This is a genomic window from Pseudomonas sp. App30, assembly GCF_047947025.1.
Lineage (GTDB): Bacteria > Pseudomonadota > Gammaproteobacteria > Pseudomonadales > Pseudomonadaceae > Aquipseudomonas.
The window spans coordinates 2,718,287-2,740,518 of the sequence record NZ_CP133165.1 but is presented as its reverse complement, the minus strand read 5'-3'; the positions used below and the strand labels follow the sequence as shown (position 1 = coordinate 2,740,518).

The window sequence follows — 22,232 nt, the reverse complement described above, 5'->3', positions numbered from 1 at the left end:
GAGCTCCCCATGTCTTTGGCAGTGATTCAGATGGTCAGCCAGAGCGACGTGCTGGCCAACCTGGCCAGCGCCCGTCGCCTGTTGGAGCAGGCCGCCGCCGGTGGTGCGAAGCTTGCGGTGCTGCCGGAAAACTTCTCCGCCCTGGGCCGCCGCGACAGCGCTGAAATCGGCCGCGACGAAGCCCTTGGTCGGGGGCCGATCCTGCCATGGTTGAAACAGGCGGCCCGTGACCTCAACTTATGGATAGTGGCCGGCACGCTGCCGTTGCCCCCGCAAGGGCAGCCCGACGCGAAGGTGCGCGCCTGCTCGCTGCTGATCGACGCCCAGGGCCAGGAAGTGGCGCGCTACGACAAGCTGCACCTGTTCGACGTCGACGTGGCGGACAGCCGCGGCCGCTACCGTGAGTCGGACGACTATGCTCATGGGCAGGAGGTAGTGGTAGCCGACACGCCGGTGGGGCGCCTGGGCTTGAGCGTGTGCTACGACCTGCGCTTCCCCGAGCTGTACAGCGAACTGCGCAAGGCCGGCGCCGAACTGATTACCGCACCGTCGGCGTTTACCGCGGTGACCGGCGCTGCGCACTGGGACGTGTTGATCCGGGCGCGCGCCATCGAGACCCAATGCTACGTCCTGGCGGCGGCCCAGGGCGGTACTCATCCAGGGCCGCGCGAGACCTACGGGCACGCGGCCATCGTCGATCCCTGGGGGCGCATCGTCGCCCAGCGTGATCAAGGCGAAGCCGTGCTGCTGGCCGAACGGGACAGCAGCGAACAGGCGTCCATACGGGCGCGGATGCCGGTGGCCAGTCACCGGCGCTTTTTCTCGCAGGGCGCCACGCGGCCTGCGTCTATCGCGGAGTGATTATGAGCGAGATGTTATCCACCGTCAGCGAACACCTGCTGGCCCCCGGCGGCTTGACCCTGGACAGCCTGCAGTCGGTGCTGGGCGAACTCGCGGGGCCGGGCATCGACGCTGCCGACCTGTATTTCCAGGGGCAGATTTCCGAGTCGTGGTCGTTGGAAGACGGCATCGTCAAGGAAGGCAGCTTCAACCTCGACCAGGGCGTGGGCGTGCGTGCCCAGTCCGGCGAGAAGACCGGCTTTGCCTACAGCAACACCATCAACCAGGACGCCCTGCTGCAGGCCGCCCGCGCCGCCCGCTCGATCTCCCGCGCCGGCCAGAACGGCCGCGTGCAGGCGTTCACCAGCCAGGACGTGGCGCAGCTGTACGCCCCGGATAACCCCCTGGACGTGCTGAGCCGCGCCGAGAAGGTCGAGCTGCTCAAGCGCATCGACGTCGCTACCCGTGCCCTAGACCCGCGCATCCAGCAGGTCAGCGTGAGCATGGCCGGCGTGTGGGAGCGCATCCTGGTGGCCGCCGCCGATGGCAGCCTGGCCGCCGACGTGCGGCCGCTGGTGCGCTTCAACGTCAGCGTCATCGTCGAGCAGAACGGCCGCCGCGAGCGGGGCGGCCACGGTGGTGGCGGGCGTACCGACTACCGCTACTTCCTGCAGGACGACCGCGCCATGGGCTACGCCCGCGAGGCCCTGCGCCAGGCGCTGGTGAACCTGGAAGCCATTCCGGCGCCGGCGGGTACCTTGCCCGTGGTGCTGGGTTCGGGCTGGTCCGGCGTGCTGCTGCACGAAGCCGTGGGCCACGGCCTGGAAGGCGACTTCAACCGCAAGGGCAGCTCCAACTACAGCGGCCGCCTGGGCGAGATGGTCGCCTCCAAGTTGTGCACCATCGTCGACGACGGCACCCTGGCCGGCCGCCGCGGCTCGCTGAGCGTGGACGACGAAGGCACGCCTACCCAGTGCACCACGCTGATCGAGAACGGCGTGCTCACCGGCTACATGCAGGACAAGCTCAACGCCCGCCTGATGGGCATGGCCGCCACCGGCAACGGTCGTCGCGAATCCTACGCGCACCTGCCCATGCCGCGCATGACCAACACCTACATGCTGGGCGGCCAAAGCGACCCGGCAGAAATCATCGCTTCGGTGAAACGCGGTATCTACTGCGCCAACCTGGGCGGCGGCCAGGTGGACATCACCAGCGGCAAGTTCGTGTTCTCCACCAGCGAGGCGTACCTGATCGAGGACGGCAAGATCACCGCCCCGGTGAAGGGCGCGACACTGATCGGCAACGGCCCTGAGGCCATGAGCAAGGTATCGATGGTCGGCAACGACCTGTCGCTGGACAGCGGCGTGGGTACGTGCGGGAAGGACGGGCAGTCGGTGCCGGTGGGCGTTGGCCAGCCGACGCTGAAGATTGACGCGATTACCGTGGGTGGCACAGGCGCTTAAGTGAAACATGTTGTGGGAGCTGGCTTGCCAGCGAGCTTTTCGGGTGCTCAGAAGCTCGCTGGCAAGCCAGCTCCCACAACAGCTGGCGGTCGAATGATCAGCGCAAGCCGCGCTGCACTTCGTCCAGCTCGCGGATGTACTTGAAGATTTTACGCGTGGCCGCTGGCGGTTTGTTCTGCGCGGTCTCGTGCTGGGCCTGGCGGATCAGCTGGCGCAGGTGCTGGCGGTCGGCGTCGGGGTATTCGCCAACGAATTTCTCCAGCACCTCGTCGGTGCCCGAGACCAGACGGTCGCGCCAGCGCTCCAGGTTGTGGAAACGCTCGTTGTACTGGCGCGTGGAGGCATCGAGTTGATCGAGCAGTTGCAGGATCGCATCAGTGTCCTGGTCGCGCATCAGCCGGCCAATGAACAGGATGTGCCGCTTGCGCGCGATGTTCGCGGTGTGCTTTGGCGCGTCGGCCAGGGCACGGCGCAAACCGTCGGTCAGGGGCAGCTTGGCCAGTACATCGGCCTTGAGTGTGGTCAGGCGCTCACCGAGGTCAACCAGCGCGTGCAGCTCGCGTTTGACCTGAGATTTGCTTTTTCCCTCGTCGAGGGAGTCGTCGTAAGAATCAACCATGGGGGCAGTCCGCTAATAAACGCCGCCATGATAACCAGTCAGGGGCCGCTTGTCCGGCCCGGTCGTAGCTTGACCCCCTGATGACAGCAGAATTTGAGTGGAGAACACCATGAACGCAATTCAAAGCGTCGGTCCCGCGGCACTGCCGGCCCTGCAGGAACAGGTCGAGCAGATCGTCGCCGAAGCCAAGCGCCAGGGCGCCAGCGCCTGTGAAGTGGCGGTGTCGCTGGAGCAGGGGCTGTCGACCTCGGTGCGCCAGCGCGAAGTGGAAACCGTGGAGTTCAACCGCGACCAGGGCTTTGGCATCACCCTGTACGTGGGCCAGCGCAAGGGCTCGGCCAGCACTTCGGCCAGCGGCCCGGACGCCATTCGCGAAACCGTGGCGGCGGCCCTGGCCATTGCCAAGCACACCTCCGAAGACGAAGCCTCGGGCCTGGCCGACGCCGCCCTGATGGCGCGCGAGCAGCCGGACTTCGACCTGTACCACGCCTGGGACATCAGCCCGGAGCAGGCCATCGAGCGCGCCTTGGCGTGCGAAGCCGCGGCGTTCGACGCTGATCCACGCATTCTCAACGCAGATGGCACCACCCTCAGCAGCCACCAGGGCTGCCGCGTGTACGGCAACAGCCACGGTTTCATCGGTGGCTACGCCTCGACCCGCCACAGCCTCAGCTGCGTGATGATTGCCGAGGCAGATGGCCAGATGCAGCGCGACTACTGGTATGACGTCAACCGCCAGGGCGAGCTGCTGCAGGACCCGGCGCTGATCGGCCAGCGCGCCGCGCAACGTGCCGCCGGTCGCCTGGGTGCACGCCCGGTGCCTACCTGCGAAGTGCCGGTGCTGTTCAGCGCCGAGCTGGCGGGCGGGCTGTTCGGCAGCTTCCTGTCGGCCGTGAGCGGCGGCAACCTGTACCGCAAGTCGTCGTTCCTGGAAGGCGCCATGGGCCAGACCCTGTTCCCCGAGTGGCTGACCCTGGACGAGCGTCCGCACCTGCAGCGTGCCCTGGGCAGCGCCGCGTTCGACGGCGACGGCCTAGCCACCTATGCCAAGCCGTTCGTCGAAAACGGCCGGTTGGTGTCTTACGTGCTCAGCACCTACTCGGGCCGCAAGCTGGGCATGCCGAGCACCGCCAACGCCGGCGGCGTGCACAACCTGTTCGTCACCCATGGCGACCAGGACCAGGCTGCGCTGATCAAGCAGATGGGCCGCGGCCTGCTGGTGACCGAGCTGATGGGCCATGGCCTGAACATGGTGACCGGTGACTATTCCCGTGGCGCGGCGGGTTTCTGGGTCGAGAATGGCGAGATCCAGTTCCCCGTGCAGGAAGTGACCATTGCCGGCAACATGAAGGACATGTTCCGCCAGATCGTCGCCGTTGGCAGCGACCTGGAGCTGCGCAGCAATGTGCGCACCGGTTCCGTGCTGATCGAACGCATGACCGTGGCCGGCAGCTGATCCTTACCCCCGTAGCAGCGGCCGCAGGCCGCGTCTACAGGCGATGCGGTGTTGCCCCCTGACGCAGCCTTCGGCAGCTGCTACGGGGATTCGAGCAAAGGCGTGACGCTTTAGGGCGTCACGCCTTTTTTGTTTGTGCTTGTTTTGATTCTCAATATCAATTAATAATAAATATCATTATCGCCATGAGGCCGCGTCGATGAAGTCCGCCGTTCAAGAGCAGTCCTACCTGGAAAACTGGCGCTGGTTAAGCCGGCAGATCCGCTGCGCATTGACGCCGAACGACCCGCGCATCATCGAGGACTACATGGCCGAAGGCCGTTTCCTCATCAGTTGTGGCGCCGCCTCGGCCTGGACCGTGGCCCGCACCTGCTTCCGCCTGCTGCTGGACACCGCCGCCGACCCGGCCCTGCCGTGGCACTGGCGCTGCCTGTGCCTGGACCAGGCCTACCGCCCGCTACGCGACATGCGCCTGGCCGCGCGCACCCCCGAACACCTGCAACTGTGGCACCAGCATGGCCGGCAACTGGCCGTGTGCACGCTGCTGCCATCGATTTCCTTTTCCGATCTGCTGCAAGGACATCCCGATGAGTAATACCCGAATCGAGCGTGACAGCATGGGCGAACTGCAGGTGCCGGAGGCGGCCCTGTACGGTGCCCAGACCCAGCGCGCGGTGAACAACTTCCCGATCAGCGGGCAACCCATGCCCACCCAGTTCATTCGCGCGCTCGTGCTGGCCAAGGCCGCCGCAGCCAAGGCCAACGTCGAGCTCGAGCAAATCAGCGCCGCCCAGGGCGACGCCATCGTCCAGGCCTGCCAGCAGCTGCTAGCCGAAGACTTCATGCAGCACTTCCCGGTGGACATTTTCCAGACCGGCTCGGGCACCAGCTCGAACATGAACGCCAACGAAGTGATCGCCACCCTGGCCACCCGTCGCCTGGGCGCCACGGTCAACGCCAATGACCACGTCAACTGTGGCCAGAGCAGCAACGACATCATCCCCACCACCATTCACGTCAGCGCCGCCCTGGCGCTGCACGAGCAACTGCTGCCGGCGCTGGAGCACCTGGTGCAGGTGATCGAGCAGAAAGCCGGGCAGGTGCACGCCTACGTCAAGACCGGCCGCACCCACCTGATGGACGCCATGCCGGTGCGCATGAGCCAGGTGCTCAATGGCTGGGCGGCGCAGATCCGCGCCAACATCGGCCACCTGCGCGGCCTGTTGCCCAGCCTGCAATCGCTGGCCCAGGGCGGCACGGCGGTAGGCACCGGGATCAACGCGCACCCACAGTTCGCCAAGCGTTTCAGCCACCAGCTGAGCCTGTTGACCGGCGTGGAGTTCACCCAGGGTCAGAACCTGTTCGCCCTGATCGGCTCCCAGGACACCGCCGTGGCCGTGTCCGGCCAGCTGAAAGGCGCCGCCGTGTCGCTGATGAAGATCGCCAACGACCTGCGCTGGATGAACTCCGGCCCACTGGCAGGCCTGGGCGAGATCGAGCTGGAAGGCCTGCAGCCGGGCTCCTCGATCATGCCGGGCAAGGTCAACCCGGTGATTCCGGAGGCCACTGCCATGGTCGCGGCCCAGGTCATCGGCAATGACACCACCATCGCCATCGCCGGCCAGTCGGGCAACTTCGAGCTCAACGTGATGCTGCCCATCGTCGCGCAAAACCTGCTGTCGAGCATCGAGCTGATGGCCAACGCCAGCCGCCTGCTGGCCGACAAGGCCATTGCCAGCTTCAAGGTCAACGAAGCCAAGCTCAAGGAAGCGCTGTCGCGCAACCCGATCCTGGTCACCGCGCTGAACCCGATCATCGGCTACCAAAAGGCCGCCGAAATCGCCAAGACCGCCTACAAGGAAGGCCGCCCGATCATTGATGTGGCGCTGGAGCACACGGACCTGTCACGCAGCCAGCTGGAAACCCTGCTGGACCCGGAAAAGCTCACCGCCGGCGGCATCTGAGCCGCTGTTCTATCGCTTCGGAGGCACACCATGCAGCACTGGAAACGCACCATCGAAATGGCCAACGCCTGCTTCGCCCGCGGTGACTTGGTCGATGCGCGGGAGTTGTACCTGCAGGCCCTCGCGCTGGCCCAGGTGCTGTTCGAACGCTGGGCGGATGTCGACGAAGCGGTGGCGGCGTGCGTGATTTCCCATCACAACCTGGCCGACCTGCACCTGCGCCTGATGCAGCCGGAGGAGAGCGCCGAGTACCTGTGCGCCATCCACCAGCGCCTGTTGCAGGCCGCCCAAGACCCGCGCCTTACCCCGGCGCTGCGTGAGGCAGCGCTGCGCCACAGCAGCAAGACCTACGCCGAGTTGCTGGCCTTCATCAGCGAATACGGCGAATACCCGCGCACCAGCCGGCTGTTGTTCGGCCAGGAAACCCGGGGCCGCGCGGCCCCCCAACACGGAGTCCATTGAAATGCCCTATACCTTGCCTGCGCTGCCCTACGCCTACGATGCCCTGGAACCGCACATCGACGCGGCCACCATGGAAATCCACTACACCAAGCACCATCAGACCTACATCAACAACCTCAACGCCGCCGTCGAAGGCACCGAGTACGCGGAGTGGCCGATCGACAAGCTGGTCGGCAGCGTCAAGCATTTGCCCGAGAAGTTGCAGCCGGCGGTGGTCAACCAGGGTGGCGGGCACGCTAACCACTCGCTGTTCTGGGACGTGATGGCGCCCAAGGGCGGCGGCCAGCCCCAAGGCAGCGTGGCTGAAGCCATTGACAAGCAGTTGGGCGGTTTCGACGCGTTCAAGGAGGCCTTCACCAAGGCAGCGCTGACCCGCTTTGGCAGCGGCTGGGCATGGCTGAGCGTGACCCCGCAGAAGCAACTGGTGGTGGAAAGCAGCGGCAACCAGGACAGCCCGCTGATGCACGGCAACACGCCGATCCTGGGCCTGGACGTGTGGGAACACGCCTACTACCTGAAGTACCAGAACCGTCGCCCTGAATACATCAATGCCTTCTACAACGTGGTCAACTGGGCCGAGGTAGAGCGGCGCTACAAGGCAGCGCTGGCTTGAATCGGCGCCTGCTGCTGACCCGGCTGCGGCTGATCCTGGGCAGCGCCCTGCTGTTGGCGGGCGCGGCCATCATCATCACCGAAGCCCTGGCGCGCTTCGCGCCACTCCTGTAGCAGCGGCCGCCAGGCCGCGTCCGCGGCGTGCCCCGGGACGCGGCCTGGCGGCCGCTGCTACGGGGGTGTGGTAGGTAACAAAATCTCACGGAAATGTCGTCGCAGATCAGCCAGCTAGGTGGGATGATTTTTCGCTCTTTGCAGCGTGACAGTCGGGAGTGATGCGAAACGTGATTACAAAGAAATTCTCAGAGCTCGAAGCAGCGATGTCGGTGGAGGCGAGGGCGAGGGCAGAGACGCTTTTCCAGCGGCAGTTGGTGGTGATGCTGAGGCGCCAGCGATATCGTGCCAAGCGGGCTATTAAACGTCGAATGGCCGGCCAGCTATTGCCGATGTCTTTGGCTGCCGTGTAGCCGCTGCCGCCAGGCTGCGCTGGTCCTCATGTACGCTAGAGATCTCCAGCGAGGGGCGGGGCCAGCGCAGCCTTCGGCAGCGGCTACGCAGATCAGTGTCTCGGCGATAATGCCCAACAAAAAGCCCGGCACTTGGCCGGGCTTTTTGTTGGGGTGGGGCAGGGCGGTCATTCGCCTTCGTCGAACTTGTTGTTGATCAGCTCGACGATCGCCGCCATGGCTTCGTCCTGTTCCTCGCCTTCGGTGGACAGGTACACCTGGGTACCTTTGCCGGCGGCCAGCATCATGACGGCCATGATGCTCTTGCCGTCGATCATGCTGTCGGCGTTGCGGCCGATGCGGACCTGGCAGTTGCCGAAGCGGCCGGCGACGCCGACGAACTTGGCGGCCGCGCGGGCGTGCAGGCCAAGCTTGTTGATGATTTCGATTTCACGAGCAGGCATCGCGGTGGGGATCCTTTCAACTGAGGTCGCGGTGGCGAACCTGGACATTCTTGAGCGTCTGCTGCAGGGCCTGGCCAAGGCGTTCGGTCAGGTAGACCGAGCGATGGTGCCCGCCGGTGCAGCCGATGGCAATGGTGACGTAGGCGCGGTTGCTGGCGGCGAAGCGCGGCAACCACTTGAGCAGGTAGCTTGAGATGTCCTGGTACATCTCCTCGACGTCGGGCTGCGCGGCCAGGTAGTCGATGACCGGTTGCTCCAGGCCTGAATGGTCGCGAAGTTCCGGCTTCCAATAGGGGTTGGGCAGGCAGCGCACGTCGAACACCAGGTCGGCGTCCACCGGCATGCCACGCTTGAAACCAAATGATTCCACCAGGAACGCCGTGCCCGGCTCCGGCTTGTTCAGCAGGCGCAGCTTGAGCGAGTCGCGCAGCTGGTACAGGTTCAGGTGGGTGGTGTTGATCTTCAGGTCAGCCAGGTCGGCGATCGGGCTGAGCAGGTCGGTTTCCACCCGGATGGCTTCGGCCAGCGAACGGCTGGCGTTGCTCAGCGGGTGGCGGCGGCGGGTCTCGGAGAAGCGCTTGAGCAGGGTTTCTTCGTCGGCGTCCAGGTACAGCACGTCGCACTGGATGTGCTTGTCGCGGGCTTCCTGCAGCAGTTGCGGAAAACGCGACAGGTCGCTGGGCAGGTTGCGCGCATCGATGGACACGGCTACCAGCGGCTGGGCCAGCTCGGTGCGGATCAGGGCGCGCTCGGCCAGTTCCGGCAGCAGGCCGGCCGGCAGGTTGTCGATGCAGTAGAAACCGTTGTCTTCCAGCACGTCCAGCGCGGTGCTTTTGCCCGAGCCGGAACGGCCGCTGACGATGATCAGGCGCATGGTCAATGACCTTTCTGTTCGTCCAGCACAACCTGATAGAGGGCATCGCTGCTTTTCGCCGAGCGCAGGCGCTCGCGCACGTCGGCGCGGTCGAGCATGCCGGCGATCTGGCTCAGCAACGCCAGGTGTTCATTGGTCGCCTCCTGGGGGACCAGGAGCACGAAGACCAGGTCGACCGGGGCGCCGTCGATGGCGTCGTAGTCGATCTTGTTCTCCAGGTGCAGCAGGGCGCTGATCGGCGTGGTGCAGCCAACCAGGCGGCAATGGGGGATGGCAATACCGTTGCCAAAACCGGTCGAGCCCAGTTTTTCGCGGGCGACCAGGCTTTCGAACACTACCTGCATCTCAAGGCCCGGGACTTCCCGGGCGATGAGGGTGGCGATGTGTTCGAGTACTTTCTTCTTGCTGCCGCCCGGCGCGTTCACGAGGGAACGGCCGGGGGTCAGGATGTTTTCAAGTCGGATCATGAGGGGGGAGTGTCAGCGGGCGGTCTGGCCTTGCAGCAGACTCTGCTGTTTTTCCTTATGCTTTTTGAGTTGGCGGTCGAGCTTGTCGGTCAGCAGGTCGATGGCCGCGTACATATCATCATGTTCCGCGTTTGCCACGACTTCGCCACCGGGTACGCGCAGGGTGGCCTCGATTTTCTGTTTCAGCTTCTCGACCTCCATGATGACCTGCACGTTGGTGATCTTGTCGAAATGGCGCTCCAATCGGTCGAGTTTCTCACCGATGTAAGTGCGCATGGCGTCGGTCACAACCAGTTGATGTCCACTGATGTTGACTTGCATACCGCTTTCTCCTTATTGCCAGTGCATAAAGAGACAGGTTGGTTAACCTGCCACTGGAACGCTGTGGCACATCCGGCAAGCCCACTGGCAGCGCGTTGGCGCTGCCAGGATTCACATCAGCCGCTTGCGTTCGCTGGACGGCGCGATCCCTAGGGATTCACGGTACTTGGCGACAGTGCGGCGGGCTACCTGGATGCCTTGTGCCTCCAGTAAACCAGCGATCTTGCTGTCACTCAATGGCTTTTTCTGATTTTCCGCGGCAACCAGTTTCTTGATGATCGCGCGGATCGCCGTGGACGAGCATTCTCCGCCCTCGGAGGTGCTGACGTGGCTGGAGAAAAAGTATTTCAGCTCGTAGATGCCGCGCGGGGTGTGCATGTATTTCTGCGTGGTCACCCGCGAAATGGTCGACTCGTGCATGCCCACCGCCTCGGCGATGTCGTGCAGCACCAGCGGCTTCATGGCCTCGTCGCCGTAGTCGAGGAAACCGCGCTGGTGCTCGACGATCTGGCTGGCGACCTTCATCAGGGTCTCGTTGCGGCTCTGCAGGCTCTTGATGAACCAGCGCGCCTCCTGCAACTGGTTGCGCATGAAGGTGTTGTCGGCGCTGGTGTCGGCGCGGCGCACGAAGCCGGCGTACTGCGGGTTGACGCGCAGGCGCGGTACGGCTTCCTGGTTCAGCTCCACCAGCCAGCGCTCGTTGTCCTTGCGCACGATGACGTCGGGCACCACGTACTCGGCTTCGCTGGACTCGATCTGCGAGCCAGGGCGCGGGTTGAGGCTTTGCACCAGTTCAATGACCTGGCGCAGCTCGTCTTCCTTGAGCTTCATGCGGCGCATCAGCTGGCTGTAGTCGCGGCTGCCCAGCAGGTCGATGTAGTCGGCCACCAGGCGCTGGGCCTCACTGAGCCACGGCGTGCGCGGGGGCATCTGGCGCAGTTGCAGCAGCAGGCATTCGCTGAGGTCGCGGGCGCCGATGCCGGCGGGCTCGAACTGCTGGATGCGGTGCAGCACGGCTTCCACTTCGTCCAGCTCGATGTCCAGCTCCGGGTCGAAGGAGTCGCAGATCTCCTGCAGCGTCTCGTCCAGGTAGCCCTGGTTGTTGATGCAGTCGATCAGGGTGACCGCGATCAGGCGATCGGTGTCGGACATGGGCGCCAGGTTGAGTTGCCACAGCAGATGGCTCTGCAGGCTTTCGCCGGCCGACGTGCGGGTGGTGAAGTCCCATTCGTCGTCATCGTTGCTGGGCAGGCTGCTGGCGCTGGTCTGGTAGATGTCTTCCCAGGCGGTGTCGACGGGAAGCTCGTTGGGAATGCGCTCGCTCCACTCGCCGTCTTCGAGGTTGTCGACGGTGGGGGCGGAGGTTTCCTGGTAGCTGGGCTCCTGGATTTCCGGCGTGACCTGTTGCTCGGCCTTGTCGGCCATGGGGTCGCTGTTGTCGAAGTCGTCGCCTTCTTCCTGGCGTTCGAGCATCGGATTGGATTCCAGGGCCTCCTGGATTTCCTGTTGGAGGTCCAGGGTGGAGAGCTGGAGGAGGCGGATGGCCTGTTGCAACTGCGGTGTCATCGTCAGTTGCTGGCCCATTCTTAGGACGAGCGATGGTTTCATGGCAGGGGCTTAACACCTTATTCGCCGGCGCAAAGCGCCATCCACTACGGGCGCCGAGGCTCTCGGCTTTTGTCGTAAGCAAATTATATGCCTGAAACCGAAGTGTTTGCCTAGAGCGACACCGCAATTAATTCGCGGCGCGCCCCGGGCAACCAGCCAAACACCTCGCCGTTACAGGCGGAACTCGTGGCCGAGGTAAACCTCTTTCACCAGTTGGTTTGCCAGGATGGTCTCGGCATCGCCTTCGGCGATCAGCTGGCCATCGTTGACGATGTAAGCGGTTTCACAGATATCCAGGGTCTCGCGAACGTTGTGGTCGGTGATCAACACGCCGATGCCCTTGTTCTTGAGGTGATGAATGATCTGCTTGATGTCGCCGACCGAGATCGGGTCGACACCGGCAAAGGGTTCGTCCAGCAGGATGAACTTGGGCGCGGTCGCCAGCGCGCGGGCAATTTCCACCCGGCGCCGCTCGCCGCCCGACAGGCTCATGCCCAGGTTGTCGCGGATGTGCGTGATGTGGAACTCCTGCAGCAGGCTTTCCAGCTCCTTCACGCGGCCGGCCTTGTCCAGCTCCGGGCGGGTTTCCAGGATGGCCATGATGTTGTCGGAGACCGACAGCTTGCGGAAGATCGAGGCTTCCTGCGGCAGGTAGCCGATGCCCGAGCGAGCGCGACCGTGCATGGGCTGGTGGCTCACGTCCAGGTCGTCGATCAGCACGCGGCCCTGATCGGCGCGCACCAGGCCGACGATCATGTAGAAGCAGGTGGTCTTGCCGGCGCCGTTAGGCCCCAGGAGGCCGACGATCTGCCCACTTTCGATGGACATGCTGACGTCACGCACCACTTGCCGGCCCTTGTAGGCCTTGGCCAGGTGCTGGGCTTTGAGGATAGCCATTACTTGCCCTGCTGCTGGTCGGTTTTGCTTTTCGGCTGGATGACCATGTCGATGCGTGGTCGTGGCGTGACCTTGGCGCCTGTGGCGCGGCCGGCGTTCACTACCTGCTTGACGGTGTCATAGACGATCTTCTCGCCTTCGGACGTGTTGCCGTCGTTCACCACCTTGGCCTGGTCGATCAGGATGATGCGGTTCTGCGCCGAGAAATACTGGATGGTCTTGCCGTAGCCCTGGACGATGGGCTTGTCGATCGCCGGCTTCTGCTCGTAGTAGGCCAGGTTGCCCACCGAGGTGAAGGTGTCGACGTCGCCCTGGGCGTTGCGGGTGATGGTCACGGTGTTGCCGGTGATCTTCATGGTGCCCTGGGTGATGATGACGTTGCCCTTGTAGACGGCCACGCCCTGCTTGTCATCCAGTTGTGCGTCGTCGGACTGGATGTGGATCGGCTGGTCGCGATCCGTAGGCAGTGCCCAGGCGCCAGCGCTCCCCAGTGCAGAGCCCAGGGAGAGCAATAAAGGGAGGGTTTTAGCGAGCCTCATACAGTCCTCTTACGTTTGACAGCAAGTTGATCTTGCTGTCTTTCAAATATGCCTTCATGCCCGTGCCCGTCGAGACGCCACCGGCGCCGTCGATTCTAACGTCTCGGTCAGTCTGCGCATATTGCTGTTGTGGGAATACCGTCATGCGCGTGGTGGTAATCAGGGTAGGACGGTTTTTCTGGTCGGTGCGGGCCACGCGGACGTTGTCGATCAGCTCGACCTGGGTGCCGTCGGGGTTCACTTCGCCGTGGTCGCTGGTCACGTGCCAGGGGTACACGGTGCCGCGGTACAGGTTCATGTCCGGGTTGGTCACCTTGGTGACCTGGCTGGCCTGCAGGTGCTCGACCTTGTCACCGGTCATGCGGTACTGCACGCCGCCGTCAGGCAGGTACTGCACAGCGTGGGCGTTGATGGCGTAATAGTCGATGGCACTTTCGTCGACAGCAGCCGCAGGCTTGTCGAGGAAGGTGTCCGGGTTGATGTTCCAGTAGCCGACGGAGACGAAGATCGCCACGACGACACAGAACAACAGGAGATTGCGCAGTTTTTTACTCGGCATGGGAAACTCTATAAATAGGCGGCCAGGGCCGCTTCGAGGTTGCCTTGGGCACGCAGGATCAGCTCGCAGAACTCGCGGGCAGCGCCTTCGCCGCCACGGGCCTGGGTCACGCCGTCGGCGTGCTCGCGCACGAACGGCACGGCGTTGGCCACGGCCATGCCCAGGCCGACGCGGCGGATGGGGGCCAGGTCCGGCAGGTCGTCGCCCAGGTAGGCTACCTGTTCATAGCTTAGGCCCAGTTGCGCCAGAAGGTCGTCCAGTGCCACCAATTTGTCTTCGCGGCCCTGGTACAGGTGGGCGATGCCCAGGCTCTTGGCCCGGCGCTCGACGATCGGGTTCTTGCGCCCGGTGATGATCGCCGTGACTACGCCCGAGTTGATCAGCATCTTGATGCCCTGGCCGTCCAGGGTGCTGAACGTCTTGATCTCGCTGCCGTCTTCGCAGAAGTACAGGCGGCCGTCGGTCAGCACGCCGTCCACGTCAAACACCGCCAGTTTCACGGCCTGGCCGCGTTGCAACAGGTGCTGGGTCATCACATTACTCCGGCGCGCAGCAGGTCGTGCATGTTCAGGGCGCCAACCGGGCGGTCCTGCTTGTCGACCACCACCAGCGCGCTGATCTTGTGGTCTTCCATGATCTTCAGGGCCTCGGCGGCGAGCATCTCGGCGCGGGCGGTCTTGCCGTGGGGCGTCATCACTTCCTCGATGCGCGCGCTGTGCACGTCGATGGTGCGGTCCAGGGTGCGGCGCAGGTCGCCGTCGGTGAATATCCCGGCCAGGCGGCCATCCTCTTCAAGGACCACGGTCATGCCCAGCCCCTTGCGGGTCATTTCCATCAGCGCATCCTTGAGCAGCGTGCCGCGAACCACCTGCGGCAGTTCCTCGCCGGCATGCATCACGTTCTCCACCTTGAGCAGCAGGCGGCGGCCCAGGGCGCCACCGGGGTGCGAGAAGGCGAAGTCCTCGGCGGTGAAGCCGCGGGCCTCCAGCAGGGCGATGGCCAGGGCGTCGCCCAGCACCAGCGCCGCGGTGGTGGAGGAGGTGGGCGCCAGGTTCAGCGGGCAGGCCTCGTGGACCACGCGGGCGTCCAGGTTGACCTCGGCGGCCTTGGCCAGCGGCGAGTCGGGGTTGCCGGTCATGCTGATGAGCTGGATGCCCAGGCGCTTGATCAGCGGCAGCAGGGTGACGATTTCATTCGTGGAGCCGGAGTTGGACAGGGCCAGGATGATGTCATCGCGGGTGATCATGCCCATGTCGCCGTGGCTGGCCTCGGCCGGGTGCACGAAAAACGCCGTGGTGCCGGTGCTGGCCAGGGTCGCGGCGATCTTGTTGCCGATATGCCCTGACTTGCCCATGCCGACCACGACGACGCGGCCCTTGCTGGCGAGGATCATTTCGCAGGCGCGGACGAAGTCGGCATCAATATGGGCCAGCAAGCCCTCTACCGCCTCGAGTTCAAGGCGGATGGTGCGCTGTGCCGATTGGATCAGGTCGCTGGATTGGCTCATGTCGGAAACGTATTGCCTGATGAAAAGGCGGCGATTATAGCCGTATTGATCGAAACCCTCACGTTCGATCGTCATCCATTAAATGTCTTGTTGCTTATTCGCTTTTGGAACGGCCTTGGGGCGCGTGTGTCTGGGGTGATATAGTTCGCCGCCAGTTGGCCCGCCAGAAGCGCGCGTGTCTTCGCGACGGGGGAAAGCGTCCGAGGACAGGCTGCATCGCAAGGAGTTTAGATGAGTGCCGATAATGACTACGCGGTCGAGCTGAAGGGTGTGTCCTTCAAGCGCGGTTCGCGGAGTATCTTCAAAAATGTCGATATCCGCATTCCAAGAGGCAAGGTCACCGGTATCATGGGACCTTCCGGCTGCGGCAAGACAACCCTGCTGCGCCTGATGGGCGCGCAGTTGCGCCCCAGTGGTGGCGAGGTCTGGGTCAATGGCCAGAACCTGCCGGCGCTGTCGCGTAGCGACCTGTTCGACGCCCGCAAGCACATGGGCGTGCTGTTCCAGAGCGGCGCGCTGTTCACCGACCTCGACGTGTTCGAGAACGTGGCGTTCCCGCTGCGGGTGCATACCGACCTGCCCGAGGAAATGATCCGCGACATCGTCCTGCTCAAGCTGCAGGCCGTTGGCCTGCGCGGTGCCGTGGAACTGATGCCCGACGAGCTGTCCGGTGGCATGAAGCGTCGCGTGGCCCTGGCCCGCGCCATTGCCATGGACCCGCAGATCCTCATGTACGACGAACCATTCGTCGGCCAGGACCCTATCGCCATGGGCGTGCTGGTGCGCCTGATCCGCCTGCTCAACGATGCCTTGGGCATTACCAGCATCGTGGTCTCCCATGACCTGGCCGAAACCGCCAGCATCGCCGACTACATCTATGTGGTGGGTGACGGGCAGGTGCTGGGGCAGGGTACGCCGCAGGAACTGATGGCGGCGGACAATCCTCGCATTCGCCAATTCATGAAAGGCGACCCCGACGGGCCGGTTCCTTTCCATTTCCCGGCGCCGGACTACCGCGCCGATCTTCTGGGGACGCGCTGATGCGCAAGAAATCACTACTGGAGCGCATCCGCCTGTTCGGCCGCGCGGCCATCGACATGCTGGCGGTGCTGGGGCGTTCCGGGCTGTTCCTGATGCATGCGCTGGTCGGGCGTCGTGGCGTGGGCGGTGGCTTCCAACTGCTGGTCAAGCAACTGTATTCGGTCGGCGTGATGTCGCTGCTGATCATCGTCGTGTCGGGCATGTTCATCGGCATGGTGCTGGCCCTGCAGGGCTTCAGCATCCTCACCAAGTACGGTTCCGAGCAGGCCGTGGGGCAGATGGTCGCCCTGACCCTGCTGCGCGAGCTGGGCCCGGTGGTCACCGCCTTGCTGTTCGCCGGCCGCGCGGGCTCCGCGCTGACGGCCGAGATCGGCAACATGAAGTCCACCGAGCAGCTGTCGAGCCTGGAAATGATCGGCGTCGACCCGCTCAAGTACATCGCTGCGCCGCGCCTGTGGGCAGGCTTCATTTCCTTGCCTATCCTGGCCATGATCTTCAGCGTCGTGGGCATCTGGGGCGGCTCGTGGGTGGCCATCGACTGGCTGGGTGTGTATGACGGCTCGTTCTGGGCCAACATGCAGAACAGCGTCAATTTCACCGACGACGTCCTCAACGGCGTGGTCAAGAGCCTGGTGTTCGCGTTCGTGGTGACCTGGATCGCCGTGTTCCAGGGCTACGACTGCGACCCGACTTCCGAAGGCATCAGCCGCGCCACCACCAAGACCGTGGTGTATGCCTCGCTGGCCATCCTGGGCCTGGACTTTATTCTGACCGCTTTGATGTTTGGAGATTTCTGATGCAAAACCGCACCCTGGAAATCGGTGTCGGCATGTTTCTGCTGGCCGGGATTCTGGCACTGATTCTGCTGGCCCTTCGCGTCAGCGGCCTGTCCACCAGCGCCGCCAACGATACCTACAAGCTGTACGCCAACTTCGACAACATCGCCGGCCTGACCGTGCGCGCCAAGGTCACCATGGCCGGCGTCACCGTGGGCAAGGTCACCGCCATCGACCTGGACCGGGACACCTTCACCGGCCGCGTCACCATGCAGATCGACAAGAAGGTGAATAACCTGCCGACCGACTCCACTGCATCTATCCTGACGGCTGGCCTGCTGGGCGAGAAGTACATCGGCCTGAGCGTGGGCGGTGAAGACACCCTGCTCAAGGACGGCGGAACCATTCACGACACCCAGTCGTCCCTTGTACTGGAAGACCTGATCGGCAAATTCCTGCTCAATACCGTTAACAAAGACGCCAAATGAGGAGTTACTCCATGATGTCCATCCTGCGACGTGGCCTGCTGGTGCTGTTGGCCTGTGTGCCGCTGTTGGCCAATGCTGCCGACCAGTCCGCCCATGACCTGGTGGATCGCACCACCAAGGAGCTGCTGGCAGACCTGGCGGCGAACAAGGCCCAGTACAAGGCGGACCCGACCAAGTTCTATGACGCCTTGAACAACATCATCGGCCCGGCTGTCGATGCGGAAGGCATTTCCAAGAGCATCATGACCGTCAAGTACTCGAAGGGCGCCACCCCTGCACAGATCACCCGTTTTGAAGAGAACTTCAAGAAGGGCCTGATGCAGTTCTATGGCAATGCACTGCTCGAATACAACAACCAGGGCATCACCGTCGGCCCGGCCAAGGGCGACGAGGGCGACCGTACCAGCGTCGACATGACCGTCAAGGGCGACAGCGGCGCGGTCTATCCGGTCCAATACACCCTGGTGAAGCTGAACGGCGAATGGAAAGTGCGTAACGTCATCGTCAACGGCATCAACCTGGGCAAGCTGTTCCGTGACCAGTTCGCCGATGCCATGCAGCGCAACGGCAACAACCTGGACAAGACCATCGACGGCTGGGCTGGCGAAGTGGCCAAGGCCAAGGCCGAGAAGGGCACGGGTGCTGCGCAATGACTGAAGCAGCCATCAGCCAAGGCGCTGGCGGCGAGCTGCTGTTGACCGGCGTGCTGGACTACAGCACCGGCAAGGCCCTGCGCAACCAGGGCCAGAAGCTGGTCAAGGCCAGCCCCGGCAATGCCCTGGTGCTCGACTGTTCGGGCGTGCTCAAGTCCAGCAGCGTGGGGCTTTCCCTGCTGCTGTGCCTGCAGCGCGACGCCATCGCCGCCGGCAAGACCCTGGCTATCCGGGGCTTGCCGCGCGACATGCAGCAGATCGCCGAAGTGTGCCAGGTGAGCGGTATTTTGTCGGCCGCGTGAACATTCAGGCACAATGAACAAGCCCCTCCGTCCGAGTCCTTGCAACCAGGGTTCGCAGGCGAGGGGCTTTTTTTGTATGATGGCCGACCCGCGCGCACAGGGCGCCGATCGAGGTTGAGCATGCAGGCCGTAGAAGTTAAAAGCTTCCTTGAAGCACAGCTGGCAAATGTCCAGGTCGAAGTTGAAGGCGAAGGCTGCAACTTCCAATTGAACGTGATCAGTGACGAGCTGGCCGCCTTGAGTCCGGTCAAGCGTCAGCAGCAGATCTATGCTCATCTCAATCCCTGGATCGTCGATGGCAGCATCCATGCGGTCACAATGAAATTTTTCAGCAGCGCAGCCTGGGCTGAGCGCACCTGAGCCTGAGGGCGTCGAGATTCTTATGGACAAACTGATTATTACTGGCGGCGTTCGTCTTGATGGCGAAATCCGCATTTCCGGGGCGAAGAACTCTGCCCTGCCGATCCTGGCCGCCACGCTGCTGGCCGATGGCCCGGTAACCGTTGCCAACCTGCCACACCTGCACGACATCACCACGATGATCGAGCTGTTCGGTCGCATGGGCATCGAGCCGGTGATCGATGAAAAACTGTCGGTCGAAATCGACCCACGCACCATCAAGACCCTGGTTGCACCGTACGAGCTGGTGAAGACCATGCGCGCCTCGATCCTGGTGTTGGGCCCCATGGTCGCCCGTTTCGGTGAGGCCGAAGTCGCCCTGCCTGGCGGTTGCGCCATCGGCTCGCGTCCGGTCGACCTGCACATCCGTGGCCTGGAAGCCATGGGCGCGGTCATCGACGTGGAAGGCGGCTACATCAAGGCCAAGGCGCCGGAAGGCGGCCTGCGTGGTGCCAACTTCTTCTTCGACACCGTCAGCGTGACCGGTACCGAGAACATCATGATGGCCGCTGCCCTGGCCAACGGCCGCAGCGTGCTGCAGAACGCCGCGCGCGAGCCTGAAGTGGTCGACCTGGCCAACTTCCTGATCGCCATGGGTGCCAAGATCCACGGCGCCGGCACCGACACCATCACCATCGATGGCGTGAAGCGCCTGGACTCGGCCACCTACAAGGTGATGCCGGACCGTATCGAGACCGGCACCTACCTGGTGGCCGCAGCCGCCACCGGCGGCCGCGTGAAGGTCAAGGACACCGACCCTACCATTCTCGAAGCGGTACTTGAGAAGCTGAAGGAATCGGGCGCCGAGATCACCGTGGGCGAGGACTGGATCGAGCTGAACATGCATGGCAAGCGTCCGAAGGCCGTCAACGTGCGCACCGCGCCGTACCCGGCGTTCCCGACCGACATGCAAGCGCAGTTCATCTCCCTGAACGCCATTGCCGAAGGCACCGGCGCGGTCATCGAGACCATCTTCGAGAACCGCTTCATGCACGTGTATGAAATGCACCGCATGGGCGCGCACATCCAGGTCGAGGGCAACACTGCCATCGTTACCGGTACCGAGAAGCTCAAGGGCGCGCCAGTGATGGCGACCGACCTGCGCGCCTCGGCCAGCCTGGTGATCTCGGCCCTGGTGGCCGAAGGTGATACCCTGATCGACCGCATCTACCACATCGACCGTGGTTACGAGTGCATCGAGGAAAAACTGCAGATGCTGGGCGCGAAGATCCGTCGCGTGCCGGGCTAACCTGCTACCGGGCGCAGGGACGCGCCCCATGAATCTGTCCAGCCAGGCCTTGTGGGCCTGGCAGTGGCCCGGCGCCGTTTGCGACCGGGCACAATCCTGATTAAGGAAAGACGTTTTCCATGTTGACCATCGCGCTGTCCAAGGGCCGCATTCTCGATGACACCCTGCCATTGCTGGCAGAGGCGGGCATCGTGCCGACCGAGAATCCGGATAAGAGCCGCAAGCTGATCATCCCCACGACCCAGGACGACGTGCGCCTGCTGATCGTGCGTGCCACCGACGTGCCGACCTATGTCGAGCATGGCGCCGCCGACCTCGGCGTGGCGGGCAAGGATGTGCTGATGGAATACACCGGCCAGGGCCTGTACGAGCCGCTGGACCTGCAGATTGCCAAGTGCAAGCTGATGACCGCCGGCGCCATCGGTGCCGTCGAGCCCAAGGGCCGCCTGCGCGTGGCCACCAAGTTCGTCAACGTTGCCAAGCGCTACTACGCCGAACAGGGCCGCCAGGTCGACATCATCAAGCTGTACGGCTCCATGGAGCTGGCCCCGCTGATCGGCCTGGCCGACAAGATCATCGACGTCGTCGACACCGGCAACACCCTGCGGGCCAACGGCCTGGAACCCCAGGAGCTGATCGCCACCATCAGCTCGCGCCTGGTGGTCAACAAGGCGTCCATGAAGATGCAGCACGCCCGCATCCAGGCGCTGATCGACACCCTGCGCAAGGCTGTGGAGTCGCGACACCGCGGCTGATCCACTCGCGCGGCCTTGAGCCGCGCCCATCTATCCGTGTCATAGCCAGAATTCTCAGGTGCCCACGCGGATGGCTTGGTAGTCTAGCGGCGCCTGAGATTTGCTATTTTCAGCATTCGCCAACTATTGAGGCCCGCTATGACCACGTCCACTGCAATCCGCCGACTCGACGCCACTGATCCGGACTTCGCGCGCCATCTGGATCATCTGCTGAGCTGGGAAAGCGTGTCCGACGATTCGGTCAACCAGCGCGTGCTCGATATCATCAAGGCCGTGCGCGAGCGCGGCGACGCGGCGCTGGTGGAGTTCACCCAGCGCTTCGACGGCCTGGAAGTGGCTTCCATGGCCGAGCTGATCCTGGGCCGCGAGCGCCTGGAACTGGCCCTGACGCGCATTACCCCCGAGCAGCGCCAGGCCCTGGAAATCGCCGCCGCCCGCGTGCGCAGCTACCACGAGAAGCAGAAGCAGGATTCCTGGAGCTACACCGAGGCCGACGGTACCGTGCTGGGCCAGAAGGTCACGCCGCTGGACCGCGCCGGCCTGTACGTGCCGGGCGGTAAGGCGTCGTACCCATCGTCTGTGCTGATGAACGCCATCCCCGCCAAGGTGGCCGGCGTGACCGAAGTGGTCATGGTGGTGCCCACCCCGCGCGGTGAAGTGAACGAGCTGGTGCTGGCCGCCGCCTGCATCGCCGGCGTCGACCGTGTGTTCACCATCGGCGGTGCCCAGGCCGTGGCCGCGCTGGCTTACGGCACCGAAAGCGTGCCGCAGGTGGACAAGGTAGTAGGGCCGGGCAACATCTACGTAGCCACCGCCAAGCGTCACGTGTTCGGCCAGGTAGGCATCGACATGATCGCCGGCCCGTCCGAGATCCTCGTGGTGTGCGACGGCCAGACCGACCCGGACTGGATCGCCATGGACCTGTTCTCCCAGGCCGAGCACGACGAAGACGCCCAGGCCATCCTGGTCAGCCCCGACGCCGAGTTCCTCGACAAAGTGGCCGCCAGTATCGACAAACTGCTGCCGACCATGGACCGCGCCGAGATCATCAACACCTCGATCAACGGCCGTGGCGCGCTGATCAAGGTGGCGGACATGCAGCAGGCCATCGAAGTGGCCAACCGCATTGCCCCGGAACACCTGGAACTGTCGGTAGCCGACCCCCAGGCCTGGCTGCCGCAGATCCGCCACGCCGGCGCGATCTTCATGGGCCGCCACACCAGCGAAGCGCTGGGCGACTACTGCGCCGGCCCCAACCACGTGTTGCCTACCTCGGGCACTGCGCGGTTCTCTTCGCCGCTGGGCGTGTATGACTTCCAGAAGCGCTCGTCGATCATCTTCTGCTCGCAGCAAGGTGCGTCCGAACTGGGCAAGACCGCTTCCATCCTGGCCCGCGGCGAGTCGCTGAGCGCCCACGCCCGCAGCGCCGAATACCGCATTCTCGCCGACGACAAGCAAGGGAACTGAG

The 22,232-nt window shown here is 64.0% G+C and carries 27 protein-coding genes; 16 read left to right on the top strand and 11 right to left on the bottom strand.

Annotation, left to right across the window (positions count from 1 at the left end):
• Nucleotides 1-9 precede the first annotated feature (9 nt).
• Nucleotides 10-861 (top strand): carbon-nitrogen hydrolase family protein, encoded by an 852-nt coding sequence (locus RAM80_RS12680; protein ID WP_416426887.1) that lies wholly within the window; start codon nucleotides 10-12, stop codon nucleotides 859-861.
• Nucleotides 862-863: 2 nt separating this feature from the next.
• Nucleotides 864-2,306: a metalloprotease TldD gene (gene tldD, locus RAM80_RS12675; RefSeq protein ID WP_416426886.1), complete on the top strand. Its 1,443-nt coding sequence runs from the start codon at nucleotides 864-866 to the stop codon at nucleotides 2,304-2,306.
• A 97-nt stretch (nucleotides 2,307-2,403) separates the two neighbouring features.
• Here tldD and yjgA read toward each other — a convergent pair whose 3' ends face one another.
• Nucleotides 2,404-2,925 carry a ribosome biogenesis factor YjgA gene (gene yjgA, locus RAM80_RS12670; RefSeq protein ID WP_416426885.1) on the bottom strand — a complete coding sequence of 174 codons (522 nt, stop codon included), beginning with the start codon at nucleotides 2,923-2,925 and terminating at the stop codon, nucleotides 2,404-2,406.
• 109 nt (nucleotides 2,926-3,034) lie between these two features.
• On the opposite strand from yjgA, the gene pmbA reads away from it, so the two are divergent.
• The 5 genes from pmbA to RAM80_RS12645 all read left to right on the top strand — a co-directional run bounded on the left by pmbA (nucleotide 3,035) and on the right by RAM80_RS12645 (nucleotide 7,420).
• Nucleotides 3,035-4,381 carry a metalloprotease PmbA gene (gene pmbA, locus RAM80_RS12665; protein WP_416426884.1) on the top strand — a complete coding sequence of 449 codons (1,347 nt, stop codon included), beginning with the start codon at nucleotides 3,035-3,037 and terminating at the stop codon, nucleotides 4,379-4,381.
• A 199-nt stretch (nucleotides 4,382-4,580) separates the two neighbouring features.
• A complete protein-coding gene (locus RAM80_RS12660) occupies nucleotides 4,581-4,976 on the top strand; it encodes a FagA protein (RefSeq protein WP_416426883.1) in 396 nt (131 codons plus the stop codon).
• The gene (locus RAM80_RS12655) at nucleotides 4,969-6,345 is read left to right on the top strand and encodes a class II fumarate hydratase (RefSeq protein WP_416426882.1); all 1,377 of its coding nucleotides are present in this window, start codon (nucleotides 4,969-4,971) and stop codon (nucleotides 6,343-6,345) included. The genes RAM80_RS12660 and RAM80_RS12655 overlap by 8 nt, the downstream gene beginning before the upstream one ends.
• A 30-nt stretch (nucleotides 6,346-6,375) precedes the next feature.
• A complete protein-coding gene (locus tag RAM80_RS12650; protein ID WP_416426881.1) occupies nucleotides 6,376-6,807 on the top strand; it encodes a hypothetical protein in 432 nt (143 codons plus the stop codon).
• A gap of 1 nt (nucleotide 6,808) precedes the next feature.
• Nucleotides 6,809-7,420 (top strand): superoxide dismutase, encoded by a 612-nt coding sequence (locus RAM80_RS12645; protein WP_416426880.1) that lies wholly within the window; start codon nucleotides 6,809-6,811, stop codon nucleotides 7,418-7,420.
• 633 nt (nucleotides 7,421-8,053) lie between these two features.
• Here RAM80_RS12645 and RAM80_RS12640 read toward each other — a convergent pair.
• The 10 genes from RAM80_RS12640 to RAM80_RS12595 form a co-directional block, all read right to left on the bottom strand.
• On the bottom strand, nucleotides 8,054-8,329 hold the full coding sequence (locus RAM80_RS12640) for an HPr family phosphocarrier protein (protein WP_416426879.1): 276 nt from the start codon (nucleotides 8,327-8,329) through the stop codon (nucleotides 8,054-8,056).
• A 16-nt stretch (nucleotides 8,330-8,345) separates the two neighbouring features.
• Nucleotides 8,346-9,203 (bottom strand): RNase adapter RapZ, encoded by an 858-nt coding sequence (rapZ, locus tag RAM80_RS12635; RefSeq protein WP_416426878.1) that lies wholly within the window; start codon nucleotides 9,201-9,203, stop codon nucleotides 8,346-8,348.
• A 2-nt stretch (nucleotides 9,204-9,205) separates the two neighbouring features.
• Nucleotides 9,206-9,670: a PTS IIA-like nitrogen regulatory protein PtsN gene (gene ptsN, locus RAM80_RS12630; protein ID WP_416426877.1), complete on the bottom strand. Its 465-nt coding sequence runs from the start codon at nucleotides 9,668-9,670 to the stop codon at nucleotides 9,206-9,208.
• 12 nt (nucleotides 9,671-9,682) lie between these two features.
• On the bottom strand, nucleotides 9,683-9,991 hold the full coding sequence (hpf, locus tag RAM80_RS12625; RefSeq protein WP_416426876.1) for a ribosome hibernation-promoting factor, HPF/YfiA family: 309 nt from the start codon (nucleotides 9,989-9,991) through the stop codon (nucleotides 9,683-9,685).
• 111 nt (nucleotides 9,992-10,102) lie between these two features.
• Entirely contained in the window at nucleotides 10,103-11,599 is a 1,497-nt protein-coding gene (locus tag RAM80_RS12620; RefSeq protein ID WP_416426875.1) for an RNA polymerase factor sigma-54, read from the bottom strand.
• A gap of 171 nt (nucleotides 11,600-11,770) precedes the next feature.
• Nucleotides 11,771-12,496, bottom strand: coding sequence for an LPS export ABC transporter ATP-binding protein (gene lptB, locus RAM80_RS12615; protein ID WP_416426874.1), 726 nt, complete (start codon nucleotides 12,494-12,496; stop codon nucleotides 11,771-11,773).
• Nucleotides 12,496-13,035 carry a lipopolysaccharide transport periplasmic protein LptA gene (gene lptA, locus RAM80_RS12610; protein ID WP_416426873.1) on the bottom strand — a complete coding sequence of 180 codons (540 nt, stop codon included), beginning with the start codon at nucleotides 13,033-13,035 and terminating at the stop codon, nucleotides 12,496-12,498. The genes lptB and lptA overlap by 1 nt, the downstream gene beginning before the upstream one ends.
• Nucleotides 13,022-13,594: an LPS export ABC transporter periplasmic protein LptC gene (gene lptC, locus RAM80_RS12605; protein WP_416426872.1), complete on the bottom strand. Its 573-nt coding sequence runs from the start codon at nucleotides 13,592-13,594 to the stop codon at nucleotides 13,022-13,024. Before lptC ends, lptA begins: the two co-directional genes overlap by 14 nt.
• 8 nt (nucleotides 13,595-13,602) lie before the next feature.
• Complete coding sequence (locus RAM80_RS12600) at nucleotides 13,603-14,127, bottom strand: KdsC family phosphatase (protein ID WP_416426871.1); 525 nt, start codon at nucleotides 14,125-14,127, stop codon at nucleotides 13,603-13,605.
• Nucleotides 14,127-15,101 (bottom strand): KpsF/GutQ family sugar-phosphate isomerase, encoded by a 975-nt coding sequence (locus RAM80_RS12595; protein ID WP_416426870.1) that lies wholly within the window; start codon nucleotides 15,099-15,101, stop codon nucleotides 14,127-14,129. The genes RAM80_RS12600 and RAM80_RS12595 overlap by 1 nt, the downstream gene beginning before the upstream one ends.
• A gap of 231 nt (nucleotides 15,102-15,332) precedes the next feature.
• Between RAM80_RS12595 and RAM80_RS12590 the strand changes: the two genes are divergently transcribed.
• From RAM80_RS12590 to hisD, 9 genes are all read left to right on the top strand, one after another.
• Nucleotides 15,333-16,142, top strand: coding sequence for an ATP-binding cassette domain-containing protein (locus RAM80_RS12590; RefSeq protein WP_416426869.1), 810 nt, complete (start codon nucleotides 15,333-15,335; stop codon nucleotides 16,140-16,142).
• Nucleotides 16,142-16,939 carry a lipid asymmetry maintenance ABC transporter permease subunit MlaE gene (gene mlaE / locus RAM80_RS12585; RefSeq protein ID WP_416426868.1) on the top strand — a complete coding sequence of 266 codons (798 nt, stop codon included), beginning with the start codon at nucleotides 16,142-16,144 and terminating at the stop codon, nucleotides 16,937-16,939. The genes RAM80_RS12590 and mlaE overlap by 1 nt, the downstream gene beginning before the upstream one ends.
• Nucleotides 16,939-17,406, top strand: a complete 468-nt coding sequence (gene mlaD / locus RAM80_RS12580; protein ID WP_416426867.1) for an outer membrane lipid asymmetry maintenance protein MlaD — start codon at nucleotides 16,939-16,941, stop codon at nucleotides 17,404-17,406. Before mlaE ends, mlaD begins: the two co-directional genes overlap by 1 nt.
• An 11-nt stretch (nucleotides 17,407-17,417) precedes the next feature.
• The gene (locus tag RAM80_RS12575; RefSeq protein ID WP_416426866.1) at nucleotides 17,418-18,059 is read left to right on the top strand and encodes an MlaC/ttg2D family ABC transporter substrate-binding protein; all 642 of its coding nucleotides are present in this window, start codon (nucleotides 17,418-17,420) and stop codon (nucleotides 18,057-18,059) included.
• The gene (locus tag RAM80_RS12570; protein ID WP_416426865.1) at nucleotides 18,056-18,361 is read left to right on the top strand and encodes an STAS domain-containing protein; all 306 of its coding nucleotides are present in this window, start codon (nucleotides 18,056-18,058) and stop codon (nucleotides 18,359-18,361) included. The genes RAM80_RS12575 and RAM80_RS12570 overlap by 4 nt, the downstream gene beginning before the upstream one ends.
• 120 nt (nucleotides 18,362-18,481) lie before the next feature.
• Nucleotides 18,482-18,721 carry a BolA family protein gene (locus RAM80_RS12565; protein ID WP_027976826.1) on the top strand — a complete coding sequence of 80 codons (240 nt, stop codon included), beginning with the start codon at nucleotides 18,482-18,484 and terminating at the stop codon, nucleotides 18,719-18,721.
• A gap of 22 nt (nucleotides 18,722-18,743) precedes the next feature.
• Nucleotides 18,744-20,009 (top strand): UDP-N-acetylglucosamine 1-carboxyvinyltransferase, encoded by a 1,266-nt coding sequence (gene murA / locus RAM80_RS12560; RefSeq protein ID WP_027976827.1) that lies wholly within the window; start codon nucleotides 18,744-18,746, stop codon nucleotides 20,007-20,009.
• A 119-nt stretch (nucleotides 20,010-20,128) separates the two neighbouring features.
• On the top strand, nucleotides 20,129-20,764 hold the full coding sequence (gene hisG / locus RAM80_RS12555) for an ATP phosphoribosyltransferase (RefSeq protein WP_249671737.1): 636 nt from the start codon (nucleotides 20,129-20,131) through the stop codon (nucleotides 20,762-20,764).
• 138 nt (nucleotides 20,765-20,902) lie between these two features.
• The gene (gene hisD, locus RAM80_RS12550) at nucleotides 20,903-22,231 is read left to right on the top strand and encodes a histidinol dehydrogenase (protein WP_416426864.1); all 1,329 of its coding nucleotides are present in this window, start codon (nucleotides 20,903-20,905) and stop codon (nucleotides 22,229-22,231) included.
• Nucleotide 22,232 lies beyond the last annotated feature (1 nt).

Coding starts and splice junctions, on each gene's coding strand:
- RAM80_RS12680 (WP_416426887.1), top strand. CDS start 10: ATGTCTTTGGCAGTGATTCAGATGGTCAGCCAGAGCGACGTGCTGGCC.
- tldD (WP_416426886.1), top strand. CDS start 864: ATGAGCGAGATGTTATCCACCGTCAGCGAACACCTGCTGGCCCCCGGC.
- yjgA (WP_416426885.1), bottom strand. CDS start 2,925: ATGGTTGATTCTTACGACGACTCCCTCGACGAGGGAAAAAGCAAATCT.
- pmbA (WP_416426884.1), top strand. CDS start 3,035: ATGAACGCAATTCAAAGCGTCGGTCCCGCGGCACTGCCGGCCCTGCAG.
- RAM80_RS12660 (WP_416426883.1), top strand. CDS start 4,581: ATGAAGTCCGCCGTTCAAGAGCAGTCCTACCTGGAAAACTGGCGCTGG.
- RAM80_RS12655 (WP_416426882.1), top strand. CDS start 4,969: ATGAGTAATACCCGAATCGAGCGTGACAGCATGGGCGAACTGCAGGTG.
- RAM80_RS12650 (WP_416426881.1), top strand. CDS start 6,376: ATGCAGCACTGGAAACGCACCATCGAAATGGCCAACGCCTGCTTCGCC.
- RAM80_RS12645 (WP_416426880.1), top strand. CDS start 6,809: ATGCCCTATACCTTGCCTGCGCTGCCCTACGCCTACGATGCCCTGGAA.
- RAM80_RS12640 (WP_416426879.1), bottom strand. CDS start 8,329: ATGCCTGCTCGTGAAATCGAAATCATCAACAAGCTTGGCCTGCACGCC.
- rapZ (WP_416426878.1), bottom strand. CDS start 9,203: ATGCGCCTGATCATCGTCAGCGGCCGTTCCGGCTCGGGCAAAAGCACC.
- ptsN (WP_416426877.1), bottom strand. CDS start 9,670: ATGATCCGACTTGAAAACATCCTGACCCCCGGCCGTTCCCTCGTGAAC.
- hpf (WP_416426876.1), bottom strand. CDS start 9,991: ATGCAAGTCAACATCAGTGGACATCAACTGGTTGTGACCGACGCCATG.
- RAM80_RS12620 (WP_416426875.1), bottom strand. CDS start 11,599: ATGAAACCATCGCTCGTCCTAAGAATGGGCCAGCAACTGACGATGACA.
- lptB (WP_416426874.1), bottom strand. CDS start 12,496: ATGGCTATCCTCAAAGCCCAGCACCTGGCCAAGGCCTACAAGGGCCGG.
- lptA (WP_416426873.1), bottom strand. CDS start 13,035: ATGAGGCTCGCTAAAACCCTCCCTTTATTGCTCTCCCTGGGCTCTGCA.
- lptC (WP_416426872.1), bottom strand. CDS start 13,594: ATGCCGAGTAAAAAACTGCGCAATCTCCTGTTGTTCTGTGTCGTCGTG.
- RAM80_RS12600 (WP_416426871.1), bottom strand. CDS start 14,127: ATGACCCAGCACCTGTTGCAACGCGGCCAGGCCGTGAAACTGGCGGTG.
- RAM80_RS12595 (WP_416426870.1), bottom strand. CDS start 15,101: ATGAGCCAATCCAGCGACCTGATCCAATCGGCACAGCGCACCATCCGC.
- RAM80_RS12590 (WP_416426869.1), top strand. CDS start 15,333: ATGAGTGCCGATAATGACTACGCGGTCGAGCTGAAGGGTGTGTCCTTC.
- mlaE (WP_416426868.1), top strand. CDS start 16,142: ATGCGCAAGAAATCACTACTGGAGCGCATCCGCCTGTTCGGCCGCGCG.
- mlaD (WP_416426867.1), top strand. CDS start 16,939: ATGCAAAACCGCACCCTGGAAATCGGTGTCGGCATGTTTCTGCTGGCC.
- RAM80_RS12575 (WP_416426866.1), top strand. CDS start 17,418: ATGATGTCCATCCTGCGACGTGGCCTGCTGGTGCTGTTGGCCTGTGTG.
- RAM80_RS12570 (WP_416426865.1), top strand. CDS start 18,056: ATGACTGAAGCAGCCATCAGCCAAGGCGCTGGCGGCGAGCTGCTGTTG.
- RAM80_RS12565 (WP_027976826.1), top strand. CDS start 18,482: ATGCAGGCCGTAGAAGTTAAAAGCTTCCTTGAAGCACAGCTGGCAAAT.
- murA (WP_027976827.1), top strand. CDS start 18,744: ATGGACAAACTGATTATTACTGGCGGCGTTCGTCTTGATGGCGAAATC.
- hisG (WP_249671737.1), top strand. CDS start 20,129: ATGTTGACCATCGCGCTGTCCAAGGGCCGCATTCTCGATGACACCCTG.
- hisD (WP_416426864.1), top strand. CDS start 20,903: ATGACCACGTCCACTGCAATCCGCCGACTCGACGCCACTGATCCGGAC.